The following is a 23,540-nucleotide window of genomic DNA, read 5'->3' as shown; positions in this document are numbered from 1 at the left end:
GGTTAACCTCTTCCGCTGTGGCTATTGGGGTCGTCGGGTTGACGCTTGCGCATGAGTTGCAACGCCTCCGTTGCCGGCATAGGGCGACCGAACAAGTAACCCTGAAAATGATCGCAGCCAGCCACCCGTAGGAAGTCAGCTTGAGCTTGCGTCTCGATACCTTCGGCGATGATTTTTAAGTTCATTTGATGGCCTAATGCAATGATGGCGGTGGCAATAGCCGCGTCATTCTCGTCCTTGGGTAGATCGATCACGAAGGAACGATCGATTTTCAAATAATGGATAGGCAATTTTTTGAGTGAGCTTAGACAGGAAAAACCTGTCCCGAAGTCGTCAATCGCGATAGCTAGACCCATTTGTTCGATCTTCCTTAGGTTTTTCAAGCAGATTTCATTATCTTGTAGGCAGGACTCGGTCACCTCTATCTCGAGGTGCTGTGCTGGCACCTGAAAGTGCGTGAGTGTGCGCTCGATAACATTGACGAAGTGCAGATCCTGCAGCTGCCTGACGGATACATTGACGGCCAAGCGAACTGGATCGACGCCAGCATCCAGCCACAGGCGCAATTGTCGGCAGGCCTGCTCGAATACCCAGCCGCCCAGCTCAACGATTAGTTTGCTACTTTCCGCAATTGGGATAATTTCAGCAGCTGAGATAAGTCCGCGCACAGGATGCTGCCAGCGCAAAAGGGCTTCAAGGCCTGTTAGGTGCCCATCATCGACGGAGTATTGAGGTTGATAGTGCAGAATAAACTCTTCCTTCTTGAGCGCTTTGCGCAAGGCCTGTTCAAGATCTAGGAAGTTACGTGTGTCGATGGTCATTGCCGGCTGATACAGCGCGAACCTGTTACGACCTAAATTCTTGGCCGCAAACATGGCGGCGTCGGCCATTTTGATCAGATCATCTCGGTTTTGGCTATGTTGTGGGGATAGGGCAATGCCCATACTCGCCGAGGGCACGACTTCTGTGCCCAATAGTTCCAATGGCTGTTGCAGTCGGTCGAGCATTTTTTGCGCCAGAAGCTGGAGTTGCTGCACCGAGCGCACAGACTCGATAAGCACAATGAATTCATCGCCGCCAACACGATACAGGGTGGCCGTGGCTCCGAGGGCATGGCTTAAGCGTTCCGCAACTATTCGCAATAGACTGTCGCCAGTGCGGTGACCCATGGTGTCGTTGATGCGTTTAAAGTGGTCTAGATCCAGACAGATCAGGCCGATCTGCCTATTGCCATGTTTTGCGTGCATCAAGGCCTGATCGAGACGCGCCATTAGCATGCTGCGGTTTGGTAGGTCAGTGATTGGGTCGAATTGTGATGCGCGCGACAGTTGCTCTTGGACTTCGCGCATCGAGGTGAGATCGGAGATAACCAAGACATATTTACCGATAGGGTCGGAAACATCCTGCACTGTGCCGATGTTAATTCGGATATGAATTAATTGATTTTTGCTATTGTGGCAGGTGTATTCGCCCTGCCAAATTCCGTGTTCAGTCACCTCGCGCCAAAGCGCTTGGTAGTTGGAGCTTCCCAGCTCCTGCTCCGATAGAAGGGCCAGTTCTTGCTGGGATACCCTATCGGTTTCGAACCCAGTAATGCGGCTAAATGCTTCATTGACACTGATAACGCGGCGTTGACGGTCCAGCACAACGATGGCGTCGGCACTGCTGCGAAAGGCCATGGCAGCTTGCTTTAACTGCTCCTGAATTTGTCGCTTTTCGGTGATATCTTGAATGATCCCGACGACCCGAAGCTCCTGCGTAGGCGCACTGTTAAAGCTCTTGCCGATTAGGGTGAACCAGCGCGTGCTGCCGCTTTCAGGCTGGTATTCAAACTCTTGTAACATCTCGGCGCCTGCCACCCGACGCAGTCGAGTAAGGGCTTGATTGATCTGGATACGATCCTTAGGCATGGCATTACCGATCAATTCTAGCCAATCCCGAATCGGAACGAGTTCCCCATTTGGCGTGTAGCCCATGATCACTTCATCGCGGTGGCTGTCGGTTTCCCACGTCATTAGACGTGCGGCTTCGAGCGCTAGGCGCATGTGAATCTCGCTCTTGCGCAGGCGTACATCGGCACAATGCCTTTCCAGCGCGACCTGTATGGAGGTGTGCAGTTCGAGTTCGGAAAAGGGCTTGAGTAGATAGCCGTAAGGATGGGTCTTACCCGCCCGGCTGAGTGTGTCATCGTCGGCGTAGGCTGTGAGAAAAATGACTGGAATATCAGCATGTTGCTTGATCTGGTTGGCGGTTTCGATGCCATCCGTATCACCCCTGATGTGAATGTCCATCAGTACCACATTTGGCTGCTGGGTGTTAAATAATCGCAATGCCTTCTCGGCTGTGGCGGCGGTACCTACTACGTCGTAACCAAGTTTTTCGAGTCGTAGTTTCAGATCAAGTGCGACGATGTTTTCATCTTCGACGATAAGTACCTTTTGCCCGTGCATCGCAAACTCCTTTTGGTGAGGTCCCCAGCTCGTCTCGGGATTCGAGATTTCCTGCATCGATCCTCAGTCTAGACCAATCAAAGGCCGCAGCGGTACTTTAAGCAATTGTTCTGGGTGTGGATCTCAATCTTGATATTAATGAGGCGTAAATGGAGCGCTTCCAGCTTTATCCAAGCGCTCAAATACGAGCAGCGTCGGTGTGCAAAAAGGTTGCTTCTGGTTGTTTGCCGGCTATTCATAGCGCTTCACCGCGTTGCCCTGTCTTTACGCCATGAAGTGTGTTTTTCTCACACACTTTGATTGTTGACTGGCTGAGAAAGGGAGAGATCATGCGCTTAATAACAATATCGGCATTGATGTTGGTAGGAATAATGACGTGGCTGCCGGTGCAGGCGGACGTTCATTTAGGTTTGGATGAATGCAAGGTAAGTTTCGCCGAAGATTTTTCGGTGGCGCCCGAAGGTATTGCCAGTACTCAGAACAAAAAGGCTTATCTTATCAGCCCCAGCGGCGATATCAGTATCGACGGTAAAGCGCTTGCGCTAAATGCCGAGCAAAAACAGTTAGCGGCCAACTATGCTCAGGGCTTGCAGGCGTTTGTGCCGGGTTTGGTGGCCTTCGTGGGCGATGTTTTAGAGATGGTTGGCAAGGTCTTGGGCGAAGCCTTTGCCGCGGCCTTTGGTGAAAACAGTGAGGCCTCTAGCGCCATTCGCACCTCGCTTGAAAAAGCGCAGGTAAAATTAGCCGAGCGCGTAAGCAGCCACGATGGCACCTACGAGGTTAAATCAGAGGGCATTGATGCGGTGGATGAAGCCTTCGACGAAGAGTTTGAACAGGCCATTGAAGACGCCGTTGCGGCGTCCATGGGCAGTATTTGGTCGCTCTTGGGCAGTGCGCTTTTTTCTGGCGAGGGCAGTTTCGAGTCGCGTATGGAAGCCTTCGGGGAAAAGATGGAAACCCTTGGCGAAAGCATCGATAAAAATATGGATGGCGAAGCTGAAAACTTAGAGCGCAGAGGCGAGCAGTTGTGTACCAAGGCGCGCAACATTGAAACTTTAGAAAGCCGCTTGCGCGCCTCAGTACCAGCCTTGGCACACTATCAAATTATGGCGCTGCGCGCCGCTGAGTAATTTACTCTTTAGGCACCTCTGAATAACTCCGGTACCACTCTGAGCGTCCTGGAGCTGTTAGCCGCAAGGCGGGATTCGCAGTTAATGGCCTTAGTCCTTAGCAAGAATTCCAACGCCGCGGATGACGCCTCCAGGCCACGCCCTTCGGGGCTTGCAGCAATTTCCGTGCGCTTTGTTGCAACTTCTCAACAGATCCCGGTATGTCTTCGAAGCTGCGCCGCGCTCACAAAAATTGCTGCAAGCCAGAGAGGTACCAGCGTTATTCAGAGGTGCCTTTAATTAACGCTGGTGATTTTTGCCAGCGTATTTTTGCTAGCACAGCGCGGTGGTCGGATAGCCTTTCATCGAGCACTTGGTAGTGGCTAAAGGTCATTTCATCGGAAATTAAAATCCAATCGAGACGGCGTTCGCCGTAGGTGTTGAGCAGTTTACTGCTGGCGTCGAAGGCTGTTAGTTCAATGCCATTTTGTTTTAATTGCTTGTGTAAGTAATGCAGGGCAGCCTCTTCGCTATTAAAGTCACCCATAGTAATGATCGGTTTCTTCGCCTCACCGAGCCGGCTAACCAGTTCGTTAAGTTGACTGTAGCGAACCGACTGGCGCGAGAAGTCTAGATGTAAGCTAATCACGTTAACTTCTTTCGGGGCGTGCTCGCTGCTGGGCTGCCAAACGACGGTGGCTAAGGTGAAACCTTTGGCTGGTGTTGGCCAGCTGCTAGCAAAGTTGTGCACTCGTTGGTTAGACAGTGATAGCCTTGTGATCAATGCGGTACCGTATTTCACTCCCCAAGTGTTCACATGTAACCCGTGCACGATGTTTGGCAAACCTAAATCTAAGGCTAATTTTTCCACATGGTTAAAATTGCCACTCCACGCGGACGCAGCGTCGGCTTCTTGAAGTGCCACGATATCTGGGTTTAGCGGTACTAATTTAGCGCCGATAGTTTCAATGTTGGGTAAAAACCGGTCATTTGATATTAGCAATTGGCTAAAATTCGTACCTCGCCCGTGCGCTAAGTTGAGCGTGACTAATGTGAGTTCAGGTTGGATGGTCTGTGGGAAAGCAGTAGGTGCAAATACCAGCGCCCACAATACCAGTGCTGGCTGCCAGCTCAAAAGCCGGCGGCTGCCTGCACAGCTTTTTTTGAACGTTTTGTTAAGCAACAATACTGGCTAATTGGCTGAGTTGATTGTCTAGCAGTTTTCGGTAGGGCGGTAACATTTGTTCGACCCGTGCACTGCGTTGATCTGCTCTGGCGGTAAATTGGCAGCGCTCGGTGAGCGCTTCGTCGAGTAGCTTAACCGAAATAATGGTTGCTCTCATGCCCCCCGGTTTGAGTTGCCGAGTGTATTGCGAGCGCAAATTTGCGCTGGCTTCAAAGGGCAGAATGCGGGCGCCGAGTTGAATGGCTAAATCACTTTTTTCACTCAGAGCATGTAATAGCTCGGCACTGCAAATCGCTTTCAGGCTGGCCTCGGATCGCACTTCATCGGCAAACACGAGGGTCAATTGATGGTTCTGTAGACCTAGGCTTTCGCCGCCATAGAGCGACATCACGCCCTGCAGCTGGGATTCGAATTTTGATAGCAGGCGCTTGAACGCCTCGGCGTTTAGCTCGGTGTGAAGCTGCTCTAAGTTGAGTAGATCGAGGGTCAGTTTTACCTTGCGAATATTGCTCGGCAGCACCGGTTTCAATTGCGGTTCAGGCGTCGATTGGCTCGGATTCTCTTGCCGATAGAGCATGGCGGCCGTGCCCGCCAGTGCCAGTAACGCGAGGCCGGTAAGCAGTATCCGGCCGTATAGCCGGTAGCGGTTATCGAGCGCTTCGGTGGCGTCTATCGCCACAGTGACATACCCGGCGACACTGTCTTGCAAGACGATAGGAGCGGAAAATTGTAATAATTTACTGCTTGGCTGCAGTGCGTTCAGGCTGCCATTCTGCACCAGCAGGCGGTTTTCCACATCGTGAATGGTGGCGCCGGCGACATTGAGGTTTTCGCCGATGTCGGCCAAGAGCGCGGTCAGACTCACGCGATCTTGATTGAGCATAGCGGGCTCAGCTTGTTCTGCCGCCATGTTGGCCATGGCTTGGCCGTAGCGCTGGGCGACGTTGTTTAGCTGTTGATCCAGGTAACGGTGCAATTGCCAGCCGCAGGTGAGCAACATTAAGAGCGCCAAGGCTGCGGTAAACGCAAAGGGGTGGTTGCGCCTCAGCAACGCATTTAAACGCCGCGAGAGGGCTGATGGCGCCTGCTCTGGTTGCTGATCCATATTATTGTTTTGCTTGGTCATAGGGTTCGATTGTTGCTGGGCAACCGCAAAAGGCCGGTTAGTTTAGCCTAAAGTGAGGTGAAAACTATATAATGCCGCCGCAATCTGAATATTGCCGGCACTGACGCGCCCAAGCGGCCGTGGTTGTGGCTCACTATTCAGGCACCAACACCGGTCAGAACCCCTCTAACCGGAACACCTCTCTGAATAGGTATTGTCTGTCATGGCATCGCTCGTGTTGACCAGCTATAAAAACAACCCAACCCTCGTCCAGGTGCTTAGTCAACTGGATCAGCTGCCTTTGTCATGGCACGAATTGGCGGTACGGCCGGGTGTAGAGGGTTTCGTTATTACTGCGCGGTGCGATGCGCCGGTAGATGCAAGGGCTATACAGGAGTCTATTGCCGAGTTACTCCCCGATGTTCAGGTGCAGGTGAGCGATAGCGCTTCTCCGGCGTGTGATTACGTGATGACCTTAATGGCGACAGATTTAAGGCCGCGCCATTTAAATGCCGTGTTGGCTAAATTAGCGACTCTTGGTTTGCAACTGCAAACATCGCGCAGCTTGTCTCATGCGAGTGATAGACCCCGCAAGGCCTGGCAGTTGCGCCTGACTGGCACCACGGATTTAAAACTCGCGCGGGTCAGTTTGCTCGAATTGGCCGACAATTTAGGTATCGATATTAGCCTGCAGCCGCGCGCCGACTTTGCCAAGCAAGCCGGGCTGATTTGCTTCGACATGGATTCAACGTTGATTAAGGCCGAATGCATCGATGAGTTGGCGCGCGAAGCCGGCATTGGCGAGCAGGTGGCGGCGATAACCGCATCGGCCATGCGCGGTGACATTGATTTCATCGAGAGTTTTACCAAGCGCATGGCGCTATTGAATGGTTTGCCGGAAACCGTGTTGGCGGGCATCGCCCATAAACTAGAATTCATGGACGGTGCGCAAGTGTTGATTAACACCTTAAAAGCGCGCGGTTTTCACACCGCAATTTTGTCCGGCGGCTTTGTGTATTTTGCCCAGTATGTACAACAGCGCTTGGGTATCGATGAAATTCACGCCAACGAATTGGAAATAATTGATGGCAAAGTCACTGGCCGCGTCACCGGTACCGTGGTGGACGGCAAGCGCAAGGCGGAGCTAATTCAAATGTTAGCGGCTAAGCGCGGTTTGAACATGGCGCAGGTTATTGCCGTGGGCGACGGCGCCAACGATTTACCCATGCTTGGCTTGGCCGGCTTAGGTGTGGCTATTCACGCAAAACCGCTGGTGCGCGCGTCGGCAGACTACGCTATCAGCCAGCTAGGTTTAGATGCGCTATGTTATTTACTCGGCTTGGATGACGACGACATTATGGATGCTCGTTAACGGCAAACCGAGCTATTTGCTGATCGATATTTTGTGCGGCCTGTTTTAGCGCCTGAGCTGTGCTTACCAGCGAGCCAATTTCGCTGACGTTGGCGTCCGAGTCGGATTTGATTTTGGCCGCATTTTGCTCGATGTCGACGATGGCGTTCGATTGTGTCGCTGTTGCACTTGCTATGCCTTGGTTCATGTTAGCAATTTGAGTGATGGCGTTGGCAATGCTGGATAACAAGCGAGATGTCCGGTCGATATTGGTCACGCAAACGCCGACACCTTGTTGGCTGGCAGCCATGGCATCGACGGTGGCTTTGCTGCCTTTTTGCAAGCGTTGAATCATACCTTGAATTTCTTCAGTGGATTGTTGCGTGCGCGAAGCGAGAGTGCGCACTTCATCGGCTACCACGGCAAAGCCGCGTCCTTGTTCGCCGGCGCGAGCGGCCTCAATGGCGGCGTTAAGAGCGAGTAAGTTAGTTTGCTCAGCAATGCCGCGAATAACGTCGAGCATTGATCCGATATTGGTGGTTTCGCCAGCTAATTCGGTAATCACCTGTACCGCCGTATTGACTTGTCGTTCTAGCTCTGTAATTGCCGAGTGAGTGTCTTGACTGCATTGCTGCCCCTCTTGTGCATCCTTGTCGGCACGCTTTGCGTTTTCTGCTGCTTCGTGTGCGTTTTCGGCAACAGCTTTGATAGAGGCAGACATCTCACCGCTAGCGTTGGCGATAACGCCTATTCGTTGTTGTTGTTGATTCGAGCGCTCTTGTAAAACTGCCGTTAGATTATCGAGCTGTTGGCCGCCTTGGGCGATAGTGCCGCTGCTTTGTCGGGCACCAGCGACGAGTTGATCTAGGTTTTCAATGAAGCGATTAAAGTTGCCGGTTAATTCGTGTTGATCATTCTGACAGCGTTGCGTCAAATTGATTTTCTCGCCATCGGTAATTGCCGATGCAGTATTTTTTAAATCGAAGGTAATCTCTGCTTCCGCTTTCAGATCGACGCTCATCCACACCAAAAATGCCGCTTCAATCACAACATAGAACGCATGTAAAAAAATGATGCCCCAGCTTCGGTTATCGGCATCCAGAACCCAAATGCTGCCGCCGCTTTGTTGCATCGCATAAAAGGCTAGGTGGTGCACAGCGATGCCGCCCGCCATTGCCACAATAGGAATCCAGTCTCGATAATAGGCGAGTAGGGCGAGTAAAACGAAAATAATAAAATGCGCTTCGATCATCCCGTGGGCTAGATGAATGTGCAGTGCTGCCATTACCACGAAGGCGCCAGCCATGGTGAGGCGGCTGATCATTGTGCCTGGCATAAGTTGGCACACTAAGGTTGCTGCACCCGCGGTGGTGCCGCCAACGATAAGCGCCAACAGCCAGAGGTCGTAGATGCTTGCCAACGCTAGGCCGAGTAGCAGGCAGCCATACAATGTTGCAAGTAATGCTTTGTCTGCCCGTTGGTAATAGGAGGTCAGTGGGGATTCATTTTGCATAAGTACATATCCTGCGCGTTTGCCATTGGCTGGCCCAGAGCTGCCCTATTCCCGGATGCTGAATCTTCTGTTAAAGCTCAGTTTTTTTAGTGCAGAAGCAACCAACACCCGTGGTGTGAATGACCTCTGGTAAGTAACCGAGTAGTAGTTGATCCAGGAGGGGTTCAACCAGCCCATCTCCCAATGAGCATAGCAGACTGTCGCTGTAGGGCCCGAAATAAGCGAGCTGACCCTGTGCGCTAATGAGCGCAACAGCGGGTGTGGCAAGGTCGAGCGCGGGCGGCAGTGTTAATGTGCCGAAGGCAACACCCAGTGGTTGGTATTTGTCTTTAATGGCTTGGCGATGAGGTTCGTTAAAGCGATTGCAAAAGCAGCCGTCGCGACCTAGATGGATGACCGAAATGCTACCCGGCACACTGGCTTGGGTGAGCAGTTCGGAAAACTCGGTGCCGTCGAAGAGTGCAAGCTGTTCTTGCGAGGAAAATTGCTCGCTCCAGCGCCATTGGTAGTACCAAAAAGCGCCGGCGGATAGGCTCAACCATAGGGTGATGATGAAACTAACGAGCCAATATTTGGCGCGCGGGCTCAGCGGCACGGCGTTAGCCGTCCATGCTGAAATCGTAATTCATGCCTTCTGTTGGGCCCTGCAGGTAGTGACCTTGAATATAGTGAACGCCGCTCTGCCACAGGGTAGATAAAACGTTGGCGTTTTCCACAAACGGCACTACGGTAACCTTCTCGAGTTTGTGTAACTCTTTGATCATGTTGGTTAACGAGGTTGCATCCTCGCTACTGTTTTGCACGTCTTGGGTGAAGCTACCGTCGATTTTTATAAATTGAGCCGGTACATGTTTTAGCGTGTTGAAGTGGTTCATGGCACAGCCAAAATTGGAAATGCACAGCGACGTTTTTAGCTTTTCTAAGCCGGCGCAAAACGCTTTGGCAGCGTTCATATGGTTGGTGACATCAATTTCGCGAACTTGGAATAGCAGCGCGTCGGAAGGTAGTTTGGCGGCCTTAAAGGCGACACCTAGCCAAGGTAGTAAGCTGTCATCGGTGAGCGAGTGGCGGCTTAAATTGATGACCAAGCTGGTGTTGTTGCCCTTGGCTCTGTGTTCAGACAACATCTTTATCGACTCAAGAATAACCCAGCGATCAATTTTTGTGGTGGCGCCGATATTTTCCGCTGCTTCAATAAATTTTGCCGGCGCTATGTCATTGCCACTTTCGTCGACCATGCGCAGCAGTACTTCATACAATTCATTTTCATTGCCGCGCAAGCTAATTATGGGTTGGAACAGCAACTTAAAGCGGTTGTTGTCGACTGCGCGCTGAATGGCTTTGGTAATGTCTTGGCCGTCTTCTAGTGTGTCGTGTTTCGGTTCATAGAGCTGGGCATCGTTGCCGTTGCCATCTTTGCCTTTCTTGCGCAACTCTTCGATCGCTTGTAATGCTTGATCGACCACCGACTCGGCATCTTTACTGGTTTCGGAAATGACCGAAAGTCCAGCGGTAACGGTTAATTGCAGTGTGGTGCCGTTGACATCAAATACTTTTTCGGCCACTTCCGCGCAAATGCGTTTTGCTCGCAACACGAGTTTGTCTGAGCTGGTGCCCGGAGAGAGCAGCACGAAGGTGTCGTCGTTAAAGCGGGCGAGCAATTCTTTATCGCTGCAGTGTTTAGCCAATATATTAGATAGATCTTTAATGACTGTGTCGGCGACGCTAACGCCATGCACCGATTCAACGCGATCAAAAAAAGCGTCAGCTTCGATGTAAGTCAGGGTGAAGCCGGCATCACCTTCTGCGGCCTTATCGACGGCGGCCTCGAGCTTCTGCATAAAGAAGGGGCGATTGTACAAACCTGTTTGCACATCTTTTTGCTTCATCTCCGTGAGCTTGGCTTCGAGTTCAGCATTGTTGACTTGGCTCGCACGGGCAACCAGCTGAATGCAGGGCTCCTCATCGAATATCGCGTGCACGACCTCGAACTTAACTTGTACGGGTTTGCCCGATTGGCTAATGCCGGCGAACACCATGTCGGTGGATTCGGCCTCGTCACCTTTTAAGGTGAAGTCTTTAAGGAATTGCTTGATTTGATTCTGATCTTTTTTCGCAACCAAATCGACGGTTGGCATACACAGCACGTCATCGGGATCTTCGTAACCAAAGCGTTCTGAAAAACTCTGATTGACGTACAAGAACATGCCGTCTTGGACATAGGCCACGGCATCGCGCGAGCTATCGAGTAGTTGCTGGCTGCGTCGCTCAGCTTCTTTAAATTTGCGATCGGCTTTGCGGCGCGACTGGCGATGTTCGCGGTTTTCTAGTTCTCGGGTGATTACTTGCAAAAGATGTTGGTCTTCGTCCATGCGCACGACGTCGACGGCGCCGAGGCGAATGCCGTCGACGATGGCGTGGGTGCCTTCTGTTTCTGTTTGTAAAATGACCGGAATATCTTTGTTCAGGCGCTTAATTTGGCGCACGGCGTTGGCGGGGGGAAAGTTTTCCGAGTCGGCCTCGGCAATGGCTAGCTCCCAAGTGTGTTCCTGTAATAATTTGACCAGTGCCTCTTCGCTATCGACATGTTGAGCACGGGTATTGCGCCCGGCATTATTGAGCATACTGATCAGCCGCTCTGCTTCGGCGCGGCTGTCATTGAGTATCAGTAGTCGAATCGTATCGTTGGGGGTCATAGAGTCTTATCAATTCGTATTATTGAGGCTGTTGTCGCCAAGCCAGCCATATTACGTAATCCGGAGCCTGTCTCAACAAAGGAGCTCGAGAAGTTTTGGTACTTTACAGCGAACTGTGTGCTGGTTCCCGAAAACCTACTTTGCCGCTTGCAAACTAATTGTCTTTCCATACTGAAGAGTAGTCTTCCTGCTCGCTTTCGGCCGATCTTTTCTTGCCGGCATCGCTTTTACCGCCGCCTGCATCGATGATGCGGTAGGTAAATTGACTGAATGAGCCAGTGGCAAATAAACGTTTGGTGAGTTGTAGTCGCACCTGGCCATCGCCATCGCGCGCCCTGACTTTGCAGTATTCAACAAACGGCAAACTGTCGGTAATAAGGGATGAGGGCTGGTTCACCGATTTCAATGCTTGAATACGTAGCGCGCGCATAAAGGGCGAGTTTTCACCGGTGCGTTGTACCATAGAGAGCGCTGTGGCTTGTGCTTGCGGCGCGATAACTTGTAGGCCGAGTTGGGTTAGCCCGCCCGATTGTCTGATCCAGCGCACGGCGCCGACAGCCCATTTAATACGGCCGGGTTCGCGCACGCCCACGATATCGCCGGCGCGTAATTTTTCGTTTGAATCCACGTTCCAATTTAAACAGTAGCCGCCAGGGCTTGTATCGATAATTTTGATGTTGTGGGCAGGCGCAATTTGACCCTCTTGCTCCGGCTCTTCGTCCCAGTCTTCTGAGAAGTCTACCGTGGGTAGTGCGCCAAAGGCGCCGCCCGGGACTGTGTTCGCCCAAGGGTCAGACTGCTCTGGCGTGGGCTTGGCCTGGAATTCTAATTTCTGTGCTAGGTGGGCAAGAAAATCGTGAAACTCAACTTCATTGGCGCAGTGGTAGTGCAAGTTGGTCAGACCCACGGTCACTTGCAGCTCGCCTTGGGTCAGTCTGCGTTCGAAGGAGCGCTGGCGCATCACCGTCCAACAGCTGCACAGATGCTCGATCAATTGCGTGGGTATGACCGAGGGGATGCGCACGATGGCGTTGTCTTCGTCTTTTAGCTCTAGCTGCCGTTTTAAACCGGTGACCAACTCCTCGAGATCCAGTTCAAAAACCGCGCTTGGATTTTTCGGATTTAGTCGGCTTTTATACACCGGTTGAATGTCGTCTTGGCTATCCACCGCAAACAGCCGATTTTCCTGCGTGCCGGTTTTGATGTAACTAAAGGGGGTCCACAATTCCAGCGCTTCGAAGGTTTGCTGAACTTCTTGTTGGCGCAACTGATTGGGACGCGCGCAGGCTAATAGCAGTGGCCTTAAATAGGCTTGCCGTATGGTGGTCGCTGGCACGTACTCAAGGCGCGAGTCCGGCACCAGTTGGTCGCTGCGCTGCATCAGCTCGGCAATGGCAAACAAGGTATGCAGTTCAAGCCAGACGCCATTGGGCACCGGCGTATAGAGCTGGTAACCGCGCATCAACATGTAGGCTAGGCCGTTTATGGCGCGATGTAAGGCTAAGTCTAACTGTTGCAGTGCGGCGCCCTTGGGGTTTTGTAATGCCAGATCGCGCGCGACCACTATGTAGCCATTGGTAATATGTTTTTGCAGTGCTTGGGCAACAATGGCGGTTTTAACGGCGCCTTCCGGCAAAATGATGGGTTGGTTGAGAAAGTTTCTGCCCAAGCCTTGGATGCATTGCTGAACATAAGGTCGAACACTTTCAAGCATGTCGAGCCGAGTGAGCGGGTCGGTGCTTAGGCGCGCGATTTCCGGCAGCGCGGTATAGAGCTGCACACTGCTAAAACTGATACGGGTAGCAGGCAGCGATTCCGCCCAAATTTTAACGGGCGCAGCCTTGGTGCTGTGGCAGAAACTTAAGATGTTAAGGTTCTGGGGCGGCAGCGTCAGCCGTCCAAGCAATTGTGTTAGGGTCTCGTCAAAACTCATGAGTGCTGCTTATATTCGTCCATGAGAGAAGTATAGGGAGGAGTGCGAAGATCCGCCTAATCTCTTTATGTGGTATTTCTAGGTTTATATGTGTCTTTCTGTATTTATCTCATCTGTCTTGAGCACATTCGTCGACAATCGCTAGTATACAGGCCAAAAATAGCTGAACGATAGTGCTAAACCCGAATGATTGATTAGTTTTTGTCCGGACATTCGCCCTGACAGGCCAGCTCGTGGTTCATGTCGAGCGCTGGTTGATCCGTTAAGCAGCGCCCAACCAGCACAGCGGGAACGCCGGCGACGGTGGTGTGCGGATCGACGGACTTCAGTACCACGCTGCCGGCGCCCACTTTAGCGCCTTCGCCAATCTCAATATTTCCCAGCACTGTTGCCCCGGCACTGATTAATACGCCTTGGCGAACTTTTGGATGCCTGTCGCCCGAGGCTTTGCCGGTGCCGCCCAAGGTCACCGATTGCATGATTGACACGTTGTCCTCTACCACCGCGGTTTCGCCGATAACGATACCCGTGGCGTGGTCGAGCATGATGCCCTTACCTATGCGTGCGGCTGGGTGAATGTCTACGGCAAAGACTTGAGAACTCCGGTTTTGCAGGAACAGGGCTAAGGATTGCCGTTGATGGGTCCAGAGCCAGTGTGCAATGCGGTGGCACTGAAGTGCGTGAAAGCCCTTAAAGTAGAGAAAGGGTGCGGCCAAAGAACAGCAAGCTGAATCGCGGGTGTCGATGGCGTTTAGGTCGGCGCGCGCCGCTTGGGCAATACTGGGGTCGGCTTGCATGGCTTCGGTAATGACTTCGCGCACCATCATCGCCGGTGCCATTGGGCTGTCTAACTTGTTGGCTAAATGAAAGCTGAGGGCGCCTTCGAAACTGTCGTGATTGAGCACGGTGGCGTGCAGAAAAGAGGCCAAAATTGGCTCTTCAATGGCTTGGCTTTGGGTCTGCTTGCGAATGTGATACCAGACGGGGTCGGTGAGCTGACCTGCATCATTTGATCTGTGTTTGGCCGCAGAGATGGGGCTCATAGCAGTTCCTTTCGTTGTGCCGCAAATGCCTATTATGGCTCGCTGCTAAAGGATAGGGAAATGCTGGTCTTAAAAATTGCGCAGTGGGCGCCGTTTTAGTCGAGCGGCTTTTCCATATAGTGGTGATCGGCTAGCACATTGATCTTGCTGATATTGGTGTGTTTTACCACAAAGCCTAAGCGTTCATAGAGCGCCTGTGCCCTCGGATTTTGGGCCGAGACATCCAGACTCAGCGAGTGAATATTTTGCGCCCGCGCCTTGGTTTCCGCATAGCGAATTAATTCCACTCCCAAACCTTGGCTGCGCATAGTGGGCGCTACGCCGAGGTGAGCAATGTGTAAGGTGCCGGGCGGCGGTGGCGGAATGAGCGCCTCAACTTTCAAACCCTTGACGATAATCAGCGGCGAGCGCCAGCCGCCCCAACTGAGCAGGGCGCCTATATTGCCGTTGTGGCGGGCATCGTGCTCGGCGCGGGTGTATAAACTGATGCTGGCGCAGGCGTTACGGGTTTCCGTTTCGCGCGCGACCCAGTGGGCGCAATAGCTGAAGCTGCTCGAGGTTTTGGGCAGCGTTGCGTGCAAGAAGTCTTCAGCTGCGTTGAGAAATACATAGTCAAAGGTCACTGGCCCGGAGCTAAAAATTAAGGGCACTAAGGCGTCGCAATCTTCTGGCTTAGCCGCTTCAATAATCATCAAAACAACCTTAATGGTTCCTCTTGCAGCGCCGACATCTGCTCGCGTAATTCTAGTATGTGTTCGGCCCAGTAGCGCTCGGTATTAAACCACGGAAAGGTTTTTGGGAACGCGGGATCTTGCCAGCGCCGTGCCAGCCAGGCGCTGTAGTGCATGATGCGCAGGCAGCGCAGGCTCTCAATGAGGCCGAGTTCGGCCGGGTCGAAATCGCAAAATATCTCATAGCCTTCGATGATTTCCGACAGTTGGGCCAGTTGTTGTTGGCGCTCGCCCGAGAGCAGCATCCAGATATCTTGCACCGCGGGGCCAGTGCGGGCATCGTCGAAGTCGACCAGGTGGGGCGTGTCGTCGCGCCACAAAATATTGCCAGGGTGGCAGTCGCCGTGCAGGCGTAGGCTTTTGGCTGGCAGGCGCTGGAAGGCGCTTTCAATCCGCTCGAGCAAGTCTTTACACAAGCTGGTATAAGCCGGCAGTAGCGGCTTGGGGATAAAGTTATGGGTGAGAAAATCGACGCTTTGGTGGCCGAAACTGTCGATGCTTAGGCTCGGGCGGTGGCTAAAAGGTTTGGCCTTGCCCACGGCGTGCAAGCGCCCCATAGCTCTGCCGATGGCCTGCAGGTGGTCGAAGTTTTCCAGCTCGGGCGCGTGGCCACCTTGGCGCTTGAACAGGGCAAAATCGAAGTCGCCAAACCGATGCAAGCTACCGGTGAGCGGGTCGATCATGGGCGGCACCACCGACAAGCCGGCGTCGGCCAATTCTTGAGTAAAGCTGTGCTCTTCTAAAATTTGGTCGCGGCTCCAGCGCTCGGGCCGGTAAAACTTGGCAATGATGGGGGTGCCACCCTCTATACCCACTTGGTAGACGCGGTTTTCATAGCTGTTGAGGGCAAATACTCGGGCATCGGTGAGCAAGCCAGTACTTTCTACGGCATCCATCACCGCATCGGGCGTTAGCGCCGCGTAGGGGTGGTTGGTGGCCACAATGGGTGTGTCGTCGTCATTGGATAAAGCGATATTTGCCAAGTGCGCGCCTAAATATAAATGGTGTGTATTAACAAAAACAAAAAAGGGAGCTTAGCTCCCTCTGTATGCACCCGGTTTGAGTTGCAACTCAGTTTGGCTTAGCGCTTACGCAGCACCAAGCTGCCAATGGAGTAGCCTGCACCAAAAGAGCAGAGTACGCCAGTGTCGCCCGCTTTGAGGTCTTTGTGGTGCAAATTAAAGGCGATCAGTGAGCCGGCCGATGCGGTGTTGGCATAGCGATCGAGCACGATGGGGGCTTCGTCGGCGCTGGCGTCGCGGCCGAGCAATTTTTTCACGATCAGGTTATTCATGTTGATATTGGCCTGATGCAGCCACCAGCGGCGCACATCGCTATTGGTTAAGCCAAGGCCCTCCAGCTGACTGCTGATGTGGTCGGCGGCCATTGGGCAAACTTCTTTGAAAACCTTGCGGCCCTCTTGGTGGAACAGATTGTCTACGCCGAAGGGCTCGGTATCGTGCGCGCGTGCGGTATAGCCAAAGTTTGAGCGAATGTTATTGGAAAAGCTGGTCACGGCTTTAATGTTTAGTATCTCGAAGCTGTGTTCGCTGGTGCAGGTCTCGGCGCGCTCGATCACCATGGCGGTGGCCACGTCGCCGAAAATAAAATGGCTGTCGCGGTCGGTGAAGTTGAGTTGCGGCGAGGTTAGCTCTGGGTTGATCACCAGCACCGCGCGGGCCGAGCCAGAGGCGACCGAGTCGTAGGCGCGATGTAAGCCAAAGGTGGCGGCAGAGCAGGCCACTAACATGTCGAAACCGAAACCTTGAATGCCCAGCGCCGCTTGCACTTCGATGGCTATGGCTGGGTAAGAGCGCTGGGTGTAGGCGCAAGACACTATCACGGCGTCGATATCTTCAGGCTTTTTGTTGGCCGCTTTGAGTGCATCTTTCGCCGCCGCTAGGGCCATTTCAGCTTGATGGCTCAACTCGTCATCGGCGCGCGCGGGGATGCTTGGTGTCATGCGGTTAATGTCGCAGATGCCTTCTTTGGCGTAGACATAGCGGCTTTTGATACCCGAGGCTTTTTCGATGAACTCGGCGCTTGAATGAGGCTTGGCGGCAATCTCGCCGGCCTCGATAGCGGTGGCATTCTGGGCGTTGAATTGGTCTGCCCAGCCGTTGTAAGCGGTTACTAACTCCTCGTTCGAGATGCTGTTTGGGGGCGTCCAAAGGCCGCTGCCGCTAATCACAATGGTGGGGTTGCTCATATAGATGCCTGTACAAAAAGGGCTGAATAATGATGTTTGCCGTCACTGGCAAGAAATCGCAGGGGCTGCCGCCTGCAACATCGACAAGACTGAAAATTGTCGCTGATGCAGCCGGTGCCGTCCAGCCGCGGGCTGGAAACATCCGGCCTTAATGGTCGTAAATACTTGGTATTCTGGTCAATTTTACCGCTGCAAGGGTGACTGCTAAGTCAAGGTGTGCGCGCGATCAGCCAGACATCTACCCGCTTTACGCCGGCATCTTGCAGTAATTTCGCTAAATAAGACGCGGTTGCGCCGGTGGTCATGACGTCGTCGACCAGCGCCACGTGCTCGGCTGTCACCTTTTCCCTCAGCGTAAAGCGACCGGCCAAATTGCCTAGCCGCTGCTTGCGATTCAGGCCCTGCTGACTGTGCTCGCCGCCCTTGGCGCGCAACAGCTGATGATTGCTCGGAATGTTTAAGTGCCGGCTTAGCAGCTTGCTCATTTGCTCGGTTTGATTGAAGCCGCGCACCAGTCGGCGCCGCCATGGCAGGGGCACGGGCAGCAAAAGATCGGGCCAGTCAGTCTGTTGGTATTCCTGCAATAGCTGGTTCCTTAGGCTATCGATCAGGGTATTCAGTGGCCGACTATCGCCCTGGTGTTTCCAGCGGTTAATGAGTGTTGCCAGCGGCGCCTGGTAGCGAAAGGGTGCCACGGTTTTGTCGAAACTTGGCGGTTGATCTAGGCAGGCGGCGCAATAGCCGGGAGTGGCCAGTGGCAGTGCGCATTGGTAACAAGCGCAATCATTCACCGGTAGGTCGTCTAAGCAGGCAGAACAGAATAGCGCCGCGCCATCGTCGAAGGGGCAATCGCAGAGCAGGCAGCGGCCGGGCAAATAATGGCTTAGCTGAGTCAGCCAGCGCAGGGGTTGGAAGCGTCCTTTCATATTAGTTAACCAAAATCCATTTTTAGGTTGACAGCTAAATGAGCTGAGCGAGAAAATGCGCCCTTTGTCCAAACCCTCGCTTGAGGGTCGCCATCGCCGACTTACCATAGAGAATAGATCATGAGTGCTCAGGCCAATATCACCATCCGTCACGATTGGACCCGCGAAGAAGTGTTGGGTTTATTTAACCTACCCTTCGCCGACCTGATGTACCAAGCGCAAACCGTGCACCGCAGTTGTTTCGATCCGAACCAAGTGCAGGTCAGCACACTTTGTTCTATCAAGACCGGCGCCTGTCCAGAAGACTGTGCCTACTGCCCCCAGTCGGCGCGCTACGACACCGGCCTCGAGCGCGAAAAGCTGATGAAGGTGGAGAAAGTCATCGAAGAGGCGAAAGCGGCGAAGGCCAGTGGCGCCACGCGATTCTGCATGGGAGCGGCCTGGCGCTCGCCTAAGGGCAAAGATATGCCCTACGTGACCGATATGGTGAAAGGGGTAAAAAAATTAGGCCTGGAAACCTGTATGACCTTAGGCATGCTCGATGAACACCAAGCCAAGGGCTTGGCCGAGGCGGGGCTGGATTACTACAACCACAATTTAGATACCTCGCCCGAATTTTACGGCGACATTATTACCACACGCACCTACCAAGACCGCTTGGAAACCTTGGCCAATGTGCGCAAGGCCGGCATGAAGGTCTGCTGCGGTGGCATTGTCGGTATGGGCGAAGAGGAGTCAGATCGCGCCGGCTTGCTGATACAGTTGGCCAATATGGCCGAACACCCAGAGTCGGTGCCGGTGAATATGCTGGTGAAAGTGCAAGGCACGCCGCTGGCCGAGCAGGCCGATCTCGATCCCTTCGACTTTATTCGCACCATCGCAGTGGCGCGTATTTTAATGCCTAAGTCCCACGTGCGCCTATCCGCTGGCCGAGAAGAAATGAACGAGCAGATGCAAGCCATGGCTTACTTGGCCGGTGCTAACTCGATTTTCTACGGCGAAAAATTACTCACCACGCCCAATCCAGAGGCGAGCAAAGATCGCTTGCTGTTTAAGCGCTTGGGTATTCATCAAGAGTCTTACGAAATTCACCAAGATGAGGCCGAGCAGGAAGCGGCGGTATTTAAAGCCTTGGAAGACAACCACAACGATCAGTTTTTCTACGACGCCGCCAAGTAAATTTATTCGCCATGAAGCAATGGTTGGATGAGCAGCTGAGCCAGCGCCGCGCGCAACATTTGTACCGTAGCCGGCGCGAATTGCAAAGCGCGCAGGCGCCGGAAGTGACCATCGATGGGCAAAATTTTTTGGCCTTTTGTTCCAATGATTATTTGGGCTTAGCCAATCACCCGCAGGTGGTTGAGGCGTTTGTAGCGGCCGCTAAACACTATGGCGTCGGCAGCGGCGCGTCGCATCTGGTCTGTGGTCACTCCCGTGAACATCATGCGCTTGAGCAAGAGCTGGCCGCTTTTACCGGGCGCGATCGGACCTTGTTGTTTTCCACAGGTTTTATGGCCAATCTAGGCGTAATTAATGCACTGGTGGGTGCCGGCGACAGTATTTTTGAAGATAAATTAAATCACGCTTCGCTACTCGACGGCGGTCTGTCTTCGGGGGCAAAATTTCAACGCTTTCTGCACAACGATGTGGCTCAATTAGAGCGCAAACTAGCCGCGGCTGAGGCGCAGAAAAAGTTGGTGGTGGTGGATGGCGTGTTCAGCATGGACGGCGATCTCGCGCCGGTGCATGAATTGGCGCGCATCTGTGATCAACATCGAGCCTGGTTGATGGTGGACGATGCCCATGGCTTTGGCGTTTTAGGCAAAAACGGCGGCGGTGTCGCCGAACATTTTAATTTAAACCAAGATCAATTGCCCGTGCTCATGGGCACGCTGGGAAAATCCTTCGGCACTTTCGGGGCTTTTATCGCTGGCAGCGATGCCTTAATCGAAACCTTAATTCAATTAGCCCGCACTTATATTTACACCACGGCACTGCCGCCGGCGGTTGCCGCGGCCTCGCGCGTGAGCTTGCAGCTTTTGCAAACGGAACATTGGCGGCGGGAAAAATTGCGCGCATTAATTCAGCGCTTTCGCGCAGGCGTCGAGCAGTTGGGCTTGCCGCTCATGGCATCATCCACGCCCATTCAACCGATAATGGTTGGCGATGCGGAAACAGCCTTGGCTTGGTCGTCGCAACTGGCGGCTCAAGGCATCTTAGTTACGGCCATTCGTCCACCCACTGTGGCCGCGGGCAGCGCCCGTTTGCGCGTAACGTTAAGTGCGGCGCATACCGAGGCGCAGGTCGATCGCTTGCTCGATGCCTTGTCGCAGCTTGTTCGTAAAACTGATTGTGCTGAATGACGCCGTGAGCCAACTCTTCGTTAAAAAAATTGCTGCCACTCAGTCTGCGCGCGGTACCTTGTTGCTGCTGCACGGCTGGGGTTTTGATCATCGCTGCTGGCTGCCACTGGTGCCCTATTTACACCGTGAATACAATGTGTGGCTGCTGGACTTGCCGGGCTTCGGTGCCTCGGCGCGCTTGAATGTCGACTCTGCCGAGGCTTGGCTGGCGCAAACCTTATTGCTGCTGGACTGGCAAGTGGAGGCCGCAGCGAATAATGGCCCTGTGTACTTGCTCGGCTGGTCGCTCGGTGGGCAGTTAGCCATGCGGTTACTGCAGCGCCACCCTAGCGTTAAAGCGGCAATGTGCGTCGCAACAAATCTGCAATTTTGCGCCAATGCGGCTTGGCCTTCGGCCATGCCGGCGGAACATTTTTCTGAATTCTTACAAAGTTTTTTGTCGGCACCGGATAAAACCTTGAACACTTTTTCACGCTTGGTCGCGGCCGGTGATGCCGAGGCGCTGACATTGCGAAAATTGTTGCCGGGCGCTTTGTCGCGCTTTGACTCGCAGCTAAGGTTGAATTGGTATTTCGCGCTGCAGTCGCTCCAGCTGCTCGATCATACCCAAGCGGAATTCGACCGCCCGGTTTTGCTGCTGCTATCTGACCAAGATGCCCTAGTGCCCATCGCAATGGCGCAGGCGCTGGCCGATAAATCGACCCTAAGGTGTGCGCGTTTAACGCAGGCGAGTCACGGCCATTTATTGATTCAACCGGCATGGGTTGCTAAAGCGCTAAAGAGCTTTCTCCATGACTGTTAAGGTTCAGCGCAGTAAGTTGGCGGTGGCGGAGTCCTTTAGCCGTGCGGCACCAAGCTATGATTCAGCGGCGCAATTGCAGCGAGATATTGGCACTGAACTTTTTAATTTGCTGCCGTCCAATGTGGCGCCGCAAACGGTGGTGGATATCGGTTCGGGCACTGGCTTTTTTTCCGAAAAATTACAGCTAGCTTATCCGCAAGCGTTGGTGTGTGGGTTGGATTTGGCGCAAGGCATGTTGCACTACGCGCGCGCTCGGCACGAAAAGTCGCTCACTTGGGTGGGCGCCGACATGGAGTGCTTACCCTTCGCCGATGCTAGCATCAATCTATTTTTTTCAAGCTTGGCGCTGCAGTGGAGTGAAGACTTACCGGCCTTTTTTGCCGAGATACATCGCACCTTATACCCCGGCGGCCTGATCGCCCTAGCAACTTTGGGGCCTAATACCTTGTTTGAATTACGCGATAGCTGGCAGCGCGTGGATGGCTTCACCCACGTCAATCAATTTATTCACGGCGACAAGGTCCGCGCCGCGGCGGCGCAAGCGGGCCTGCGGGAACGGTGTTGGATCAGTGCTGAAAAAATCATGCGCTATGATGCTTTGCGCGAGCTCACCCACGAGCTAAAAGCGATTGGTGCGCACAACGTTAATCGCGCCCGTGCGCCCGGCTTAACGGGGCGAGAAAAATTAAAAAAATTGCGCGCCAGCTATGAATTGTATCGTCAGCCAGATGGCCTGCCTGCCACCTATGAAATTTATTGGCTGCTGTTACATAAGCCCGGTTAGATCGCGCCCTTGTAACAACTCGATGGGTTGTCGCTCCAAGGCTAAACGCTAGCTCTAGCGCTTATCGAGGAAGCTTCAATGAAAACCGTACTTTTTGTTTGTATTCATAACAGCGCGCGCAGCCAGATGGCCGAGGCCTACGCCAAGTATTTTGGCGCTCATTACTTGCGCGCCTTTAGCGCCGGTATCGAGCCGGGAAAATTAAATCCTTTGGTCGTCAGCGTTATGGCTGAGGAGGGAGTAGATATTAGTCAGCAGCCATGCCGCAGCGTCGCGGATCATTTGCTCGCCTTTGGTGAACCAGATGTCGCGATAACAGTGTGCGATGAGGCCAGTGCCGAGCGCTGCCCACAATTTTCTGCCGGTGTGCAGCGCTTGCATTGGTCATTTGCCGATCCTTCCGCACTTGCCGGTATCGCTGTTGATCGCCTTGCCGCTACGCGCACTATTCGCGATCAAATTAAACATCGGGTGCGCCAGTGGTGCCAGCTGTGTGAATAGCCATCGAACAAAAATAGGATAGCAATTTATGTCGAAAACTTTTTTTGTCACCGGAACCGATACCGACGCCGGCAAAACCTTAATCGCCTGTGGTTTGCTCGCCGCGGCCAAGCGCGCCGGCTTGTCGACCGCGGCGGTTAAGCCCGTTGCCGCTGGCTGTGAAGAGACCTCGCAGGGCTTACGCAACGAAGATGCGCTCGCCCTGTTGGCGCAATGCACCAAGCCCTTAGCCTATGAGCAGGTGAATCCTGTCGCACTAGTGCCGGCCATTGCGCCGCATATTGCCGCGGCGCAAGCGGGCCGAGAGTTGCGGGTTAATCGTCTGCTTGGCCTCTGTCGCGGTGTTATCTACGAACGCGCCGATCTTACTCTTATCGAGGGCGCCGGCGGTTGGCGCGTGCCGCTTAATGGCGTTGAAACCCTTGCCGATTTGGCGCGGGAATTAAATCAGCCGGTGATATTGGTGGTAGGCATGAAGTTGGGTTGTATCAATCATGCCCTATTAACCTTTGAGGCCATCGTGCGCGATGGTTTAGCGGTGGCGGGCTGGGTGGCCAATACGGTTCAAGCTGACATGGCGGTGTTTGAGGAAAACCTGGCCAGCTTGCAACAGCGCTTACCCGCGCCTCTGTTGGCTGTTGTGCCACACTTATCGAGGCCTGATCCCGAGCAGGTGGCTGGGTTGTTTGATCTAGCATCGCTGGGGTTGTAGCGGTCTTTGCTAGTTCATCTGGTTATTAAATACTCACTTTCAGCGCCAAAATAGTATTAAAGGTGGCAGGATACTGCCGCTTATTGTCTGTTTATTGATCAATGGTTTGGTAGAATTGTGCGTAAG

The 23,540-nt window shown here is 53.4% G+C and carries 20 protein-coding genes; 8 read left to right on the top strand and 12 right to left on the bottom strand.

Annotated elements, in window-relative coordinates:
- Window positions 1-2: 2 nt before the first annotated feature.
- Window positions 3-2,450 (bottom strand): two-component system response regulator, encoded by a 2,448-nt coding sequence (locus QWY82_RS02350; RefSeq protein WP_290259541.1) that lies wholly within the window; start codon window positions 2,448-2,450, stop codon window positions 3-5.
- Window positions 2,451-2,779: 329 nt separating this feature from the next.
- Between QWY82_RS02350 and QWY82_RS02345 the strand changes: the two genes are divergently transcribed.
- On the top strand, window positions 2,780-3,580 hold the full coding sequence (locus QWY82_RS02345) for a DUF2884 family protein (RefSeq protein WP_290259540.1): 801 nt from the start codon (window positions 2,780-2,782) through the stop codon (window positions 3,578-3,580).
- A 259-nt stretch (window positions 3,581-3,839) separates the two neighbouring features.
- On the opposite strand, the gene QWY82_RS02340 is transcribed toward QWY82_RS02345, so the two are convergent.
- A complete protein-coding gene (locus QWY82_RS02340) occupies window positions 3,840-4,694 on the bottom strand; it encodes an endonuclease/exonuclease/phosphatase family protein (protein WP_290259539.1) in 855 nt (284 codons plus the stop codon).
- A 40-nt stretch (window positions 4,695-4,734) separates the two neighbouring features.
- The gene (locus QWY82_RS02335; RefSeq protein ID WP_290259538.1) at window positions 4,735-5,871 is read right to left on the bottom strand and encodes a hypothetical protein; all 1,137 of its coding nucleotides are present in this window, start codon (window positions 5,869-5,871) and stop codon (window positions 4,735-4,737) included.
- A 202-nt stretch (window positions 5,872-6,073) separates the two neighbouring features.
- Here QWY82_RS02335 and serB point away from each other — a divergent pair, with 202 nt between their 5' ends.
- Window positions 6,074-7,222 carry a phosphoserine phosphatase SerB gene (gene serB / locus QWY82_RS02330; protein WP_290259537.1) on the top strand — a complete coding sequence of 383 codons (1,149 nt, stop codon included), beginning with the start codon at window positions 6,074-6,076 and terminating at the stop codon, window positions 7,220-7,222.
- Here the strand turns inward: serB and QWY82_RS02325 are convergent.
- The 9 genes from QWY82_RS02325 to QWY82_RS02285 form a co-directional block, all read right to left on the bottom strand.
- Window positions 7,206-8,714: a methyl-accepting chemotaxis protein gene (locus QWY82_RS02325; RefSeq protein WP_290259536.1), complete on the bottom strand. Its 1,509-nt coding sequence runs from the start codon at window positions 8,712-8,714 to the stop codon at window positions 7,206-7,208. The two genes, serB and QWY82_RS02325, sit on opposite strands and share 17 nt — an antisense overlap.
- Before the next feature lie 70 nt (window positions 8,715-8,784).
- Window positions 8,785-9,309, bottom strand: a complete 525-nt coding sequence (locus tag QWY82_RS02320; RefSeq protein ID WP_290259534.1) for a DUF6436 domain-containing protein — start codon at window positions 9,307-9,309, stop codon at window positions 8,785-8,787.
- 4 nt (window positions 9,310-9,313) lie between these two features.
- On the bottom strand, window positions 9,314-11,410 hold the full coding sequence (locus QWY82_RS02315; RefSeq protein WP_290259533.1) for an EAL domain-containing response regulator: 2,097 nt from the start codon (window positions 11,408-11,410) through the stop codon (window positions 9,314-9,316).
- A gap of 154 nt (window positions 11,411-11,564) precedes the next feature.
- Entirely contained in the window at window positions 11,565-13,343 is a 1,779-nt protein-coding gene (locus tag QWY82_RS02310) for a cyclic-di-GMP receptor FimW-related protein (protein WP_290259532.1), read from the bottom strand.
- A 194-nt stretch (window positions 13,344-13,537) separates the two neighbouring features.
- Window positions 13,538-14,386 (bottom strand): serine O-acetyltransferase, encoded by an 849-nt coding sequence (cysE, locus tag QWY82_RS02305; protein ID WP_290259531.1) that lies wholly within the window; start codon window positions 14,384-14,386, stop codon window positions 13,538-13,540.
- Between the two features lie 95 nt (window positions 14,387-14,481).
- Window positions 14,482-15,078, bottom strand: a complete 597-nt coding sequence (locus tag QWY82_RS02300) for a GNAT family N-acetyltransferase (protein ID WP_290259530.1) — start codon at window positions 15,076-15,078, stop codon at window positions 14,482-14,484.
- Entirely contained in the window at window positions 15,078-16,100 is a 1,023-nt protein-coding gene (locus QWY82_RS02295) for a serine/threonine protein kinase (protein ID WP_380736114.1), read from the bottom strand. The genes QWY82_RS02300 and QWY82_RS02295 overlap by 1 nt, the downstream gene beginning before the upstream one ends.
- Before the next feature lie 98 nt (window positions 16,101-16,198).
- Window positions 16,199-17,326 (bottom strand): beta-ketoacyl-ACP synthase III, encoded by a 1,128-nt coding sequence (locus QWY82_RS02290; RefSeq protein ID WP_290259529.1) that lies wholly within the window; start codon window positions 17,324-17,326, stop codon window positions 16,199-16,201.
- Between the two features lie 209 nt (window positions 17,327-17,535).
- A complete protein-coding gene (locus QWY82_RS02285) occupies window positions 17,536-18,252 on the bottom strand; it encodes a ComF family protein (RefSeq protein ID WP_290259528.1) in 717 nt (238 codons plus the stop codon).
- A 120-nt stretch (window positions 18,253-18,372) separates the two neighbouring features.
- On the opposite strand from QWY82_RS02285, the gene bioB reads away from it, so the two are divergent.
- From bioB to bioD, 6 genes are all read left to right on the top strand, one after another.
- A complete protein-coding gene (bioB, locus tag QWY82_RS02280; RefSeq protein ID WP_290259527.1) occupies window positions 18,373-19,431 on the top strand; it encodes a biotin synthase BioB in 1,059 nt (352 codons plus the stop codon).
- An 11-nt stretch (window positions 19,432-19,442) separates the two neighbouring features.
- A complete protein-coding gene (gene bioF, locus QWY82_RS02275; protein WP_290259526.1) occupies window positions 19,443-20,615 on the top strand; it encodes an 8-amino-7-oxononanoate synthase in 1,173 nt (390 codons plus the stop codon).
- Window positions 20,616-20,619: 4 nt separating this feature from the next.
- The gene (locus tag QWY82_RS02270) at window positions 20,620-21,417 is read left to right on the top strand and encodes an alpha/beta fold hydrolase (RefSeq protein ID WP_290259525.1); all 798 of its coding nucleotides are present in this window, start codon (window positions 20,620-20,622) and stop codon (window positions 21,415-21,417) included.
- Complete coding sequence (bioC, locus tag QWY82_RS02265) at window positions 21,407-22,201, top strand: malonyl-ACP O-methyltransferase BioC (protein ID WP_290259524.1); 795 nt, start codon at window positions 21,407-21,409, stop codon at window positions 22,199-22,201. Before QWY82_RS02270 ends, bioC begins: the two co-directional genes overlap by 11 nt.
- A gap of 78 nt (window positions 22,202-22,279) precedes the next feature.
- Window positions 22,280-22,702: an arsenate reductase ArsC gene (locus QWY82_RS02260; protein ID WP_290259523.1), complete on the top strand. Its 423-nt coding sequence runs from the start codon at window positions 22,280-22,282 to the stop codon at window positions 22,700-22,702.
- A 28-nt stretch (window positions 22,703-22,730) separates the two neighbouring features.
- Window positions 22,731-23,414, top strand: coding sequence for a dethiobiotin synthase (bioD, locus tag QWY82_RS02255; protein ID WP_290259522.1), 684 nt, complete (start codon window positions 22,731-22,733; stop codon window positions 23,412-23,414).
- Window positions 23,415-23,540: the final 126 nt, after the last annotated feature.

The organism is Simiduia curdlanivorans (genome assembly GCF_030409605.1).
Lineage (GTDB): Bacteria > Pseudomonadota > Gammaproteobacteria > Pseudomonadales > Cellvibrionaceae > Simiduia > Simiduia curdlanivorans.
This window is presented reverse-complemented; position numbering and strand designations above follow the sequence as displayed.

Bases quoted from the DNA above. Each gene is read 5' to 3' on its own strand.
- QWY82_RS02300 (WP_290259530.1), bottom strand. From the start codon at position 15,078: ATGATTATTGAAGCGGCTAAGCCAGAAGATTGCGACGCCTTAGTGCCC.
- bioC (WP_290259524.1), top strand. From the start codon at position 21,407: ATGACTGTTAAGGTTCAGCGCAGTAAGTTGGCGGTGGCGGAGTCCTTT.
- QWY82_RS02350 (WP_290259541.1), bottom strand. From the start codon at position 2,450: ATGCACGGGCAAAAGGTACTTATCGTCGAAGATGAAAACATCGTCGCA.
- QWY82_RS02310 (WP_290259532.1), bottom strand. From the start codon at position 13,343: ATGAGTTTTGACGAGACCCTAACACAATTGCTTGGACGGCTGACGCTG.
- bioD (WP_290259522.1), top strand. From the start codon at position 22,731: ATGTCGAAAACTTTTTTTGTCACCGGAACCGATACCGACGCCGGCAAA.
- QWY82_RS02335 (WP_290259538.1), bottom strand. From the start codon at position 5,871: ATGACCAAGCAAAACAATAATATGGATCAGCAACCAGAGCAGGCGCCA.
- serB (WP_290259537.1), top strand. From the start codon at position 6,074: ATGGCATCGCTCGTGTTGACCAGCTATAAAAACAACCCAACCCTCGTC.
- bioF (WP_290259526.1), top strand. From the start codon at position 19,443: ATGAAGCAATGGTTGGATGAGCAGCTGAGCCAGCGCCGCGCGCAACAT.
- QWY82_RS02260 (WP_290259523.1), top strand. From the start codon at position 22,280: ATGAAAACCGTACTTTTTGTTTGTATTCATAACAGCGCGCGCAGCCAG.
- QWY82_RS02285 (WP_290259528.1), bottom strand. From the start codon at position 18,252: ATGAAAGGACGCTTCCAACCCCTGCGCTGGCTGACTCAGCTAAGCCAT.
- QWY82_RS02315 (WP_290259533.1), bottom strand. From the start codon at position 11,410: ATGACCCCCAACGATACGATTCGACTACTGATACTCAATGACAGCCGC.
- QWY82_RS02290 (WP_290259529.1), bottom strand. From the start codon at position 17,326: ATGAGCAACCCCACCATTGTGATTAGCGGCAGCGGCCTTTGGACGCCC.
- bioB (WP_290259527.1), top strand. From the start codon at position 18,373: ATGAGTGCTCAGGCCAATATCACCATCCGTCACGATTGGACCCGCGAA.
- cysE (WP_290259531.1), bottom strand. From the start codon at position 14,386: ATGAGCCCCATCTCTGCGGCCAAACACAGATCAAATGATGCAGGTCAG.
- QWY82_RS02345 (WP_290259540.1), top strand. From the start codon at position 2,780: ATGCGCTTAATAACAATATCGGCATTGATGTTGGTAGGAATAATGACG.
- QWY82_RS02325 (WP_290259536.1), bottom strand. From the start codon at position 8,714: ATGCAAAATGAATCCCCACTGACCTCCTATTACCAACGGGCAGACAAA.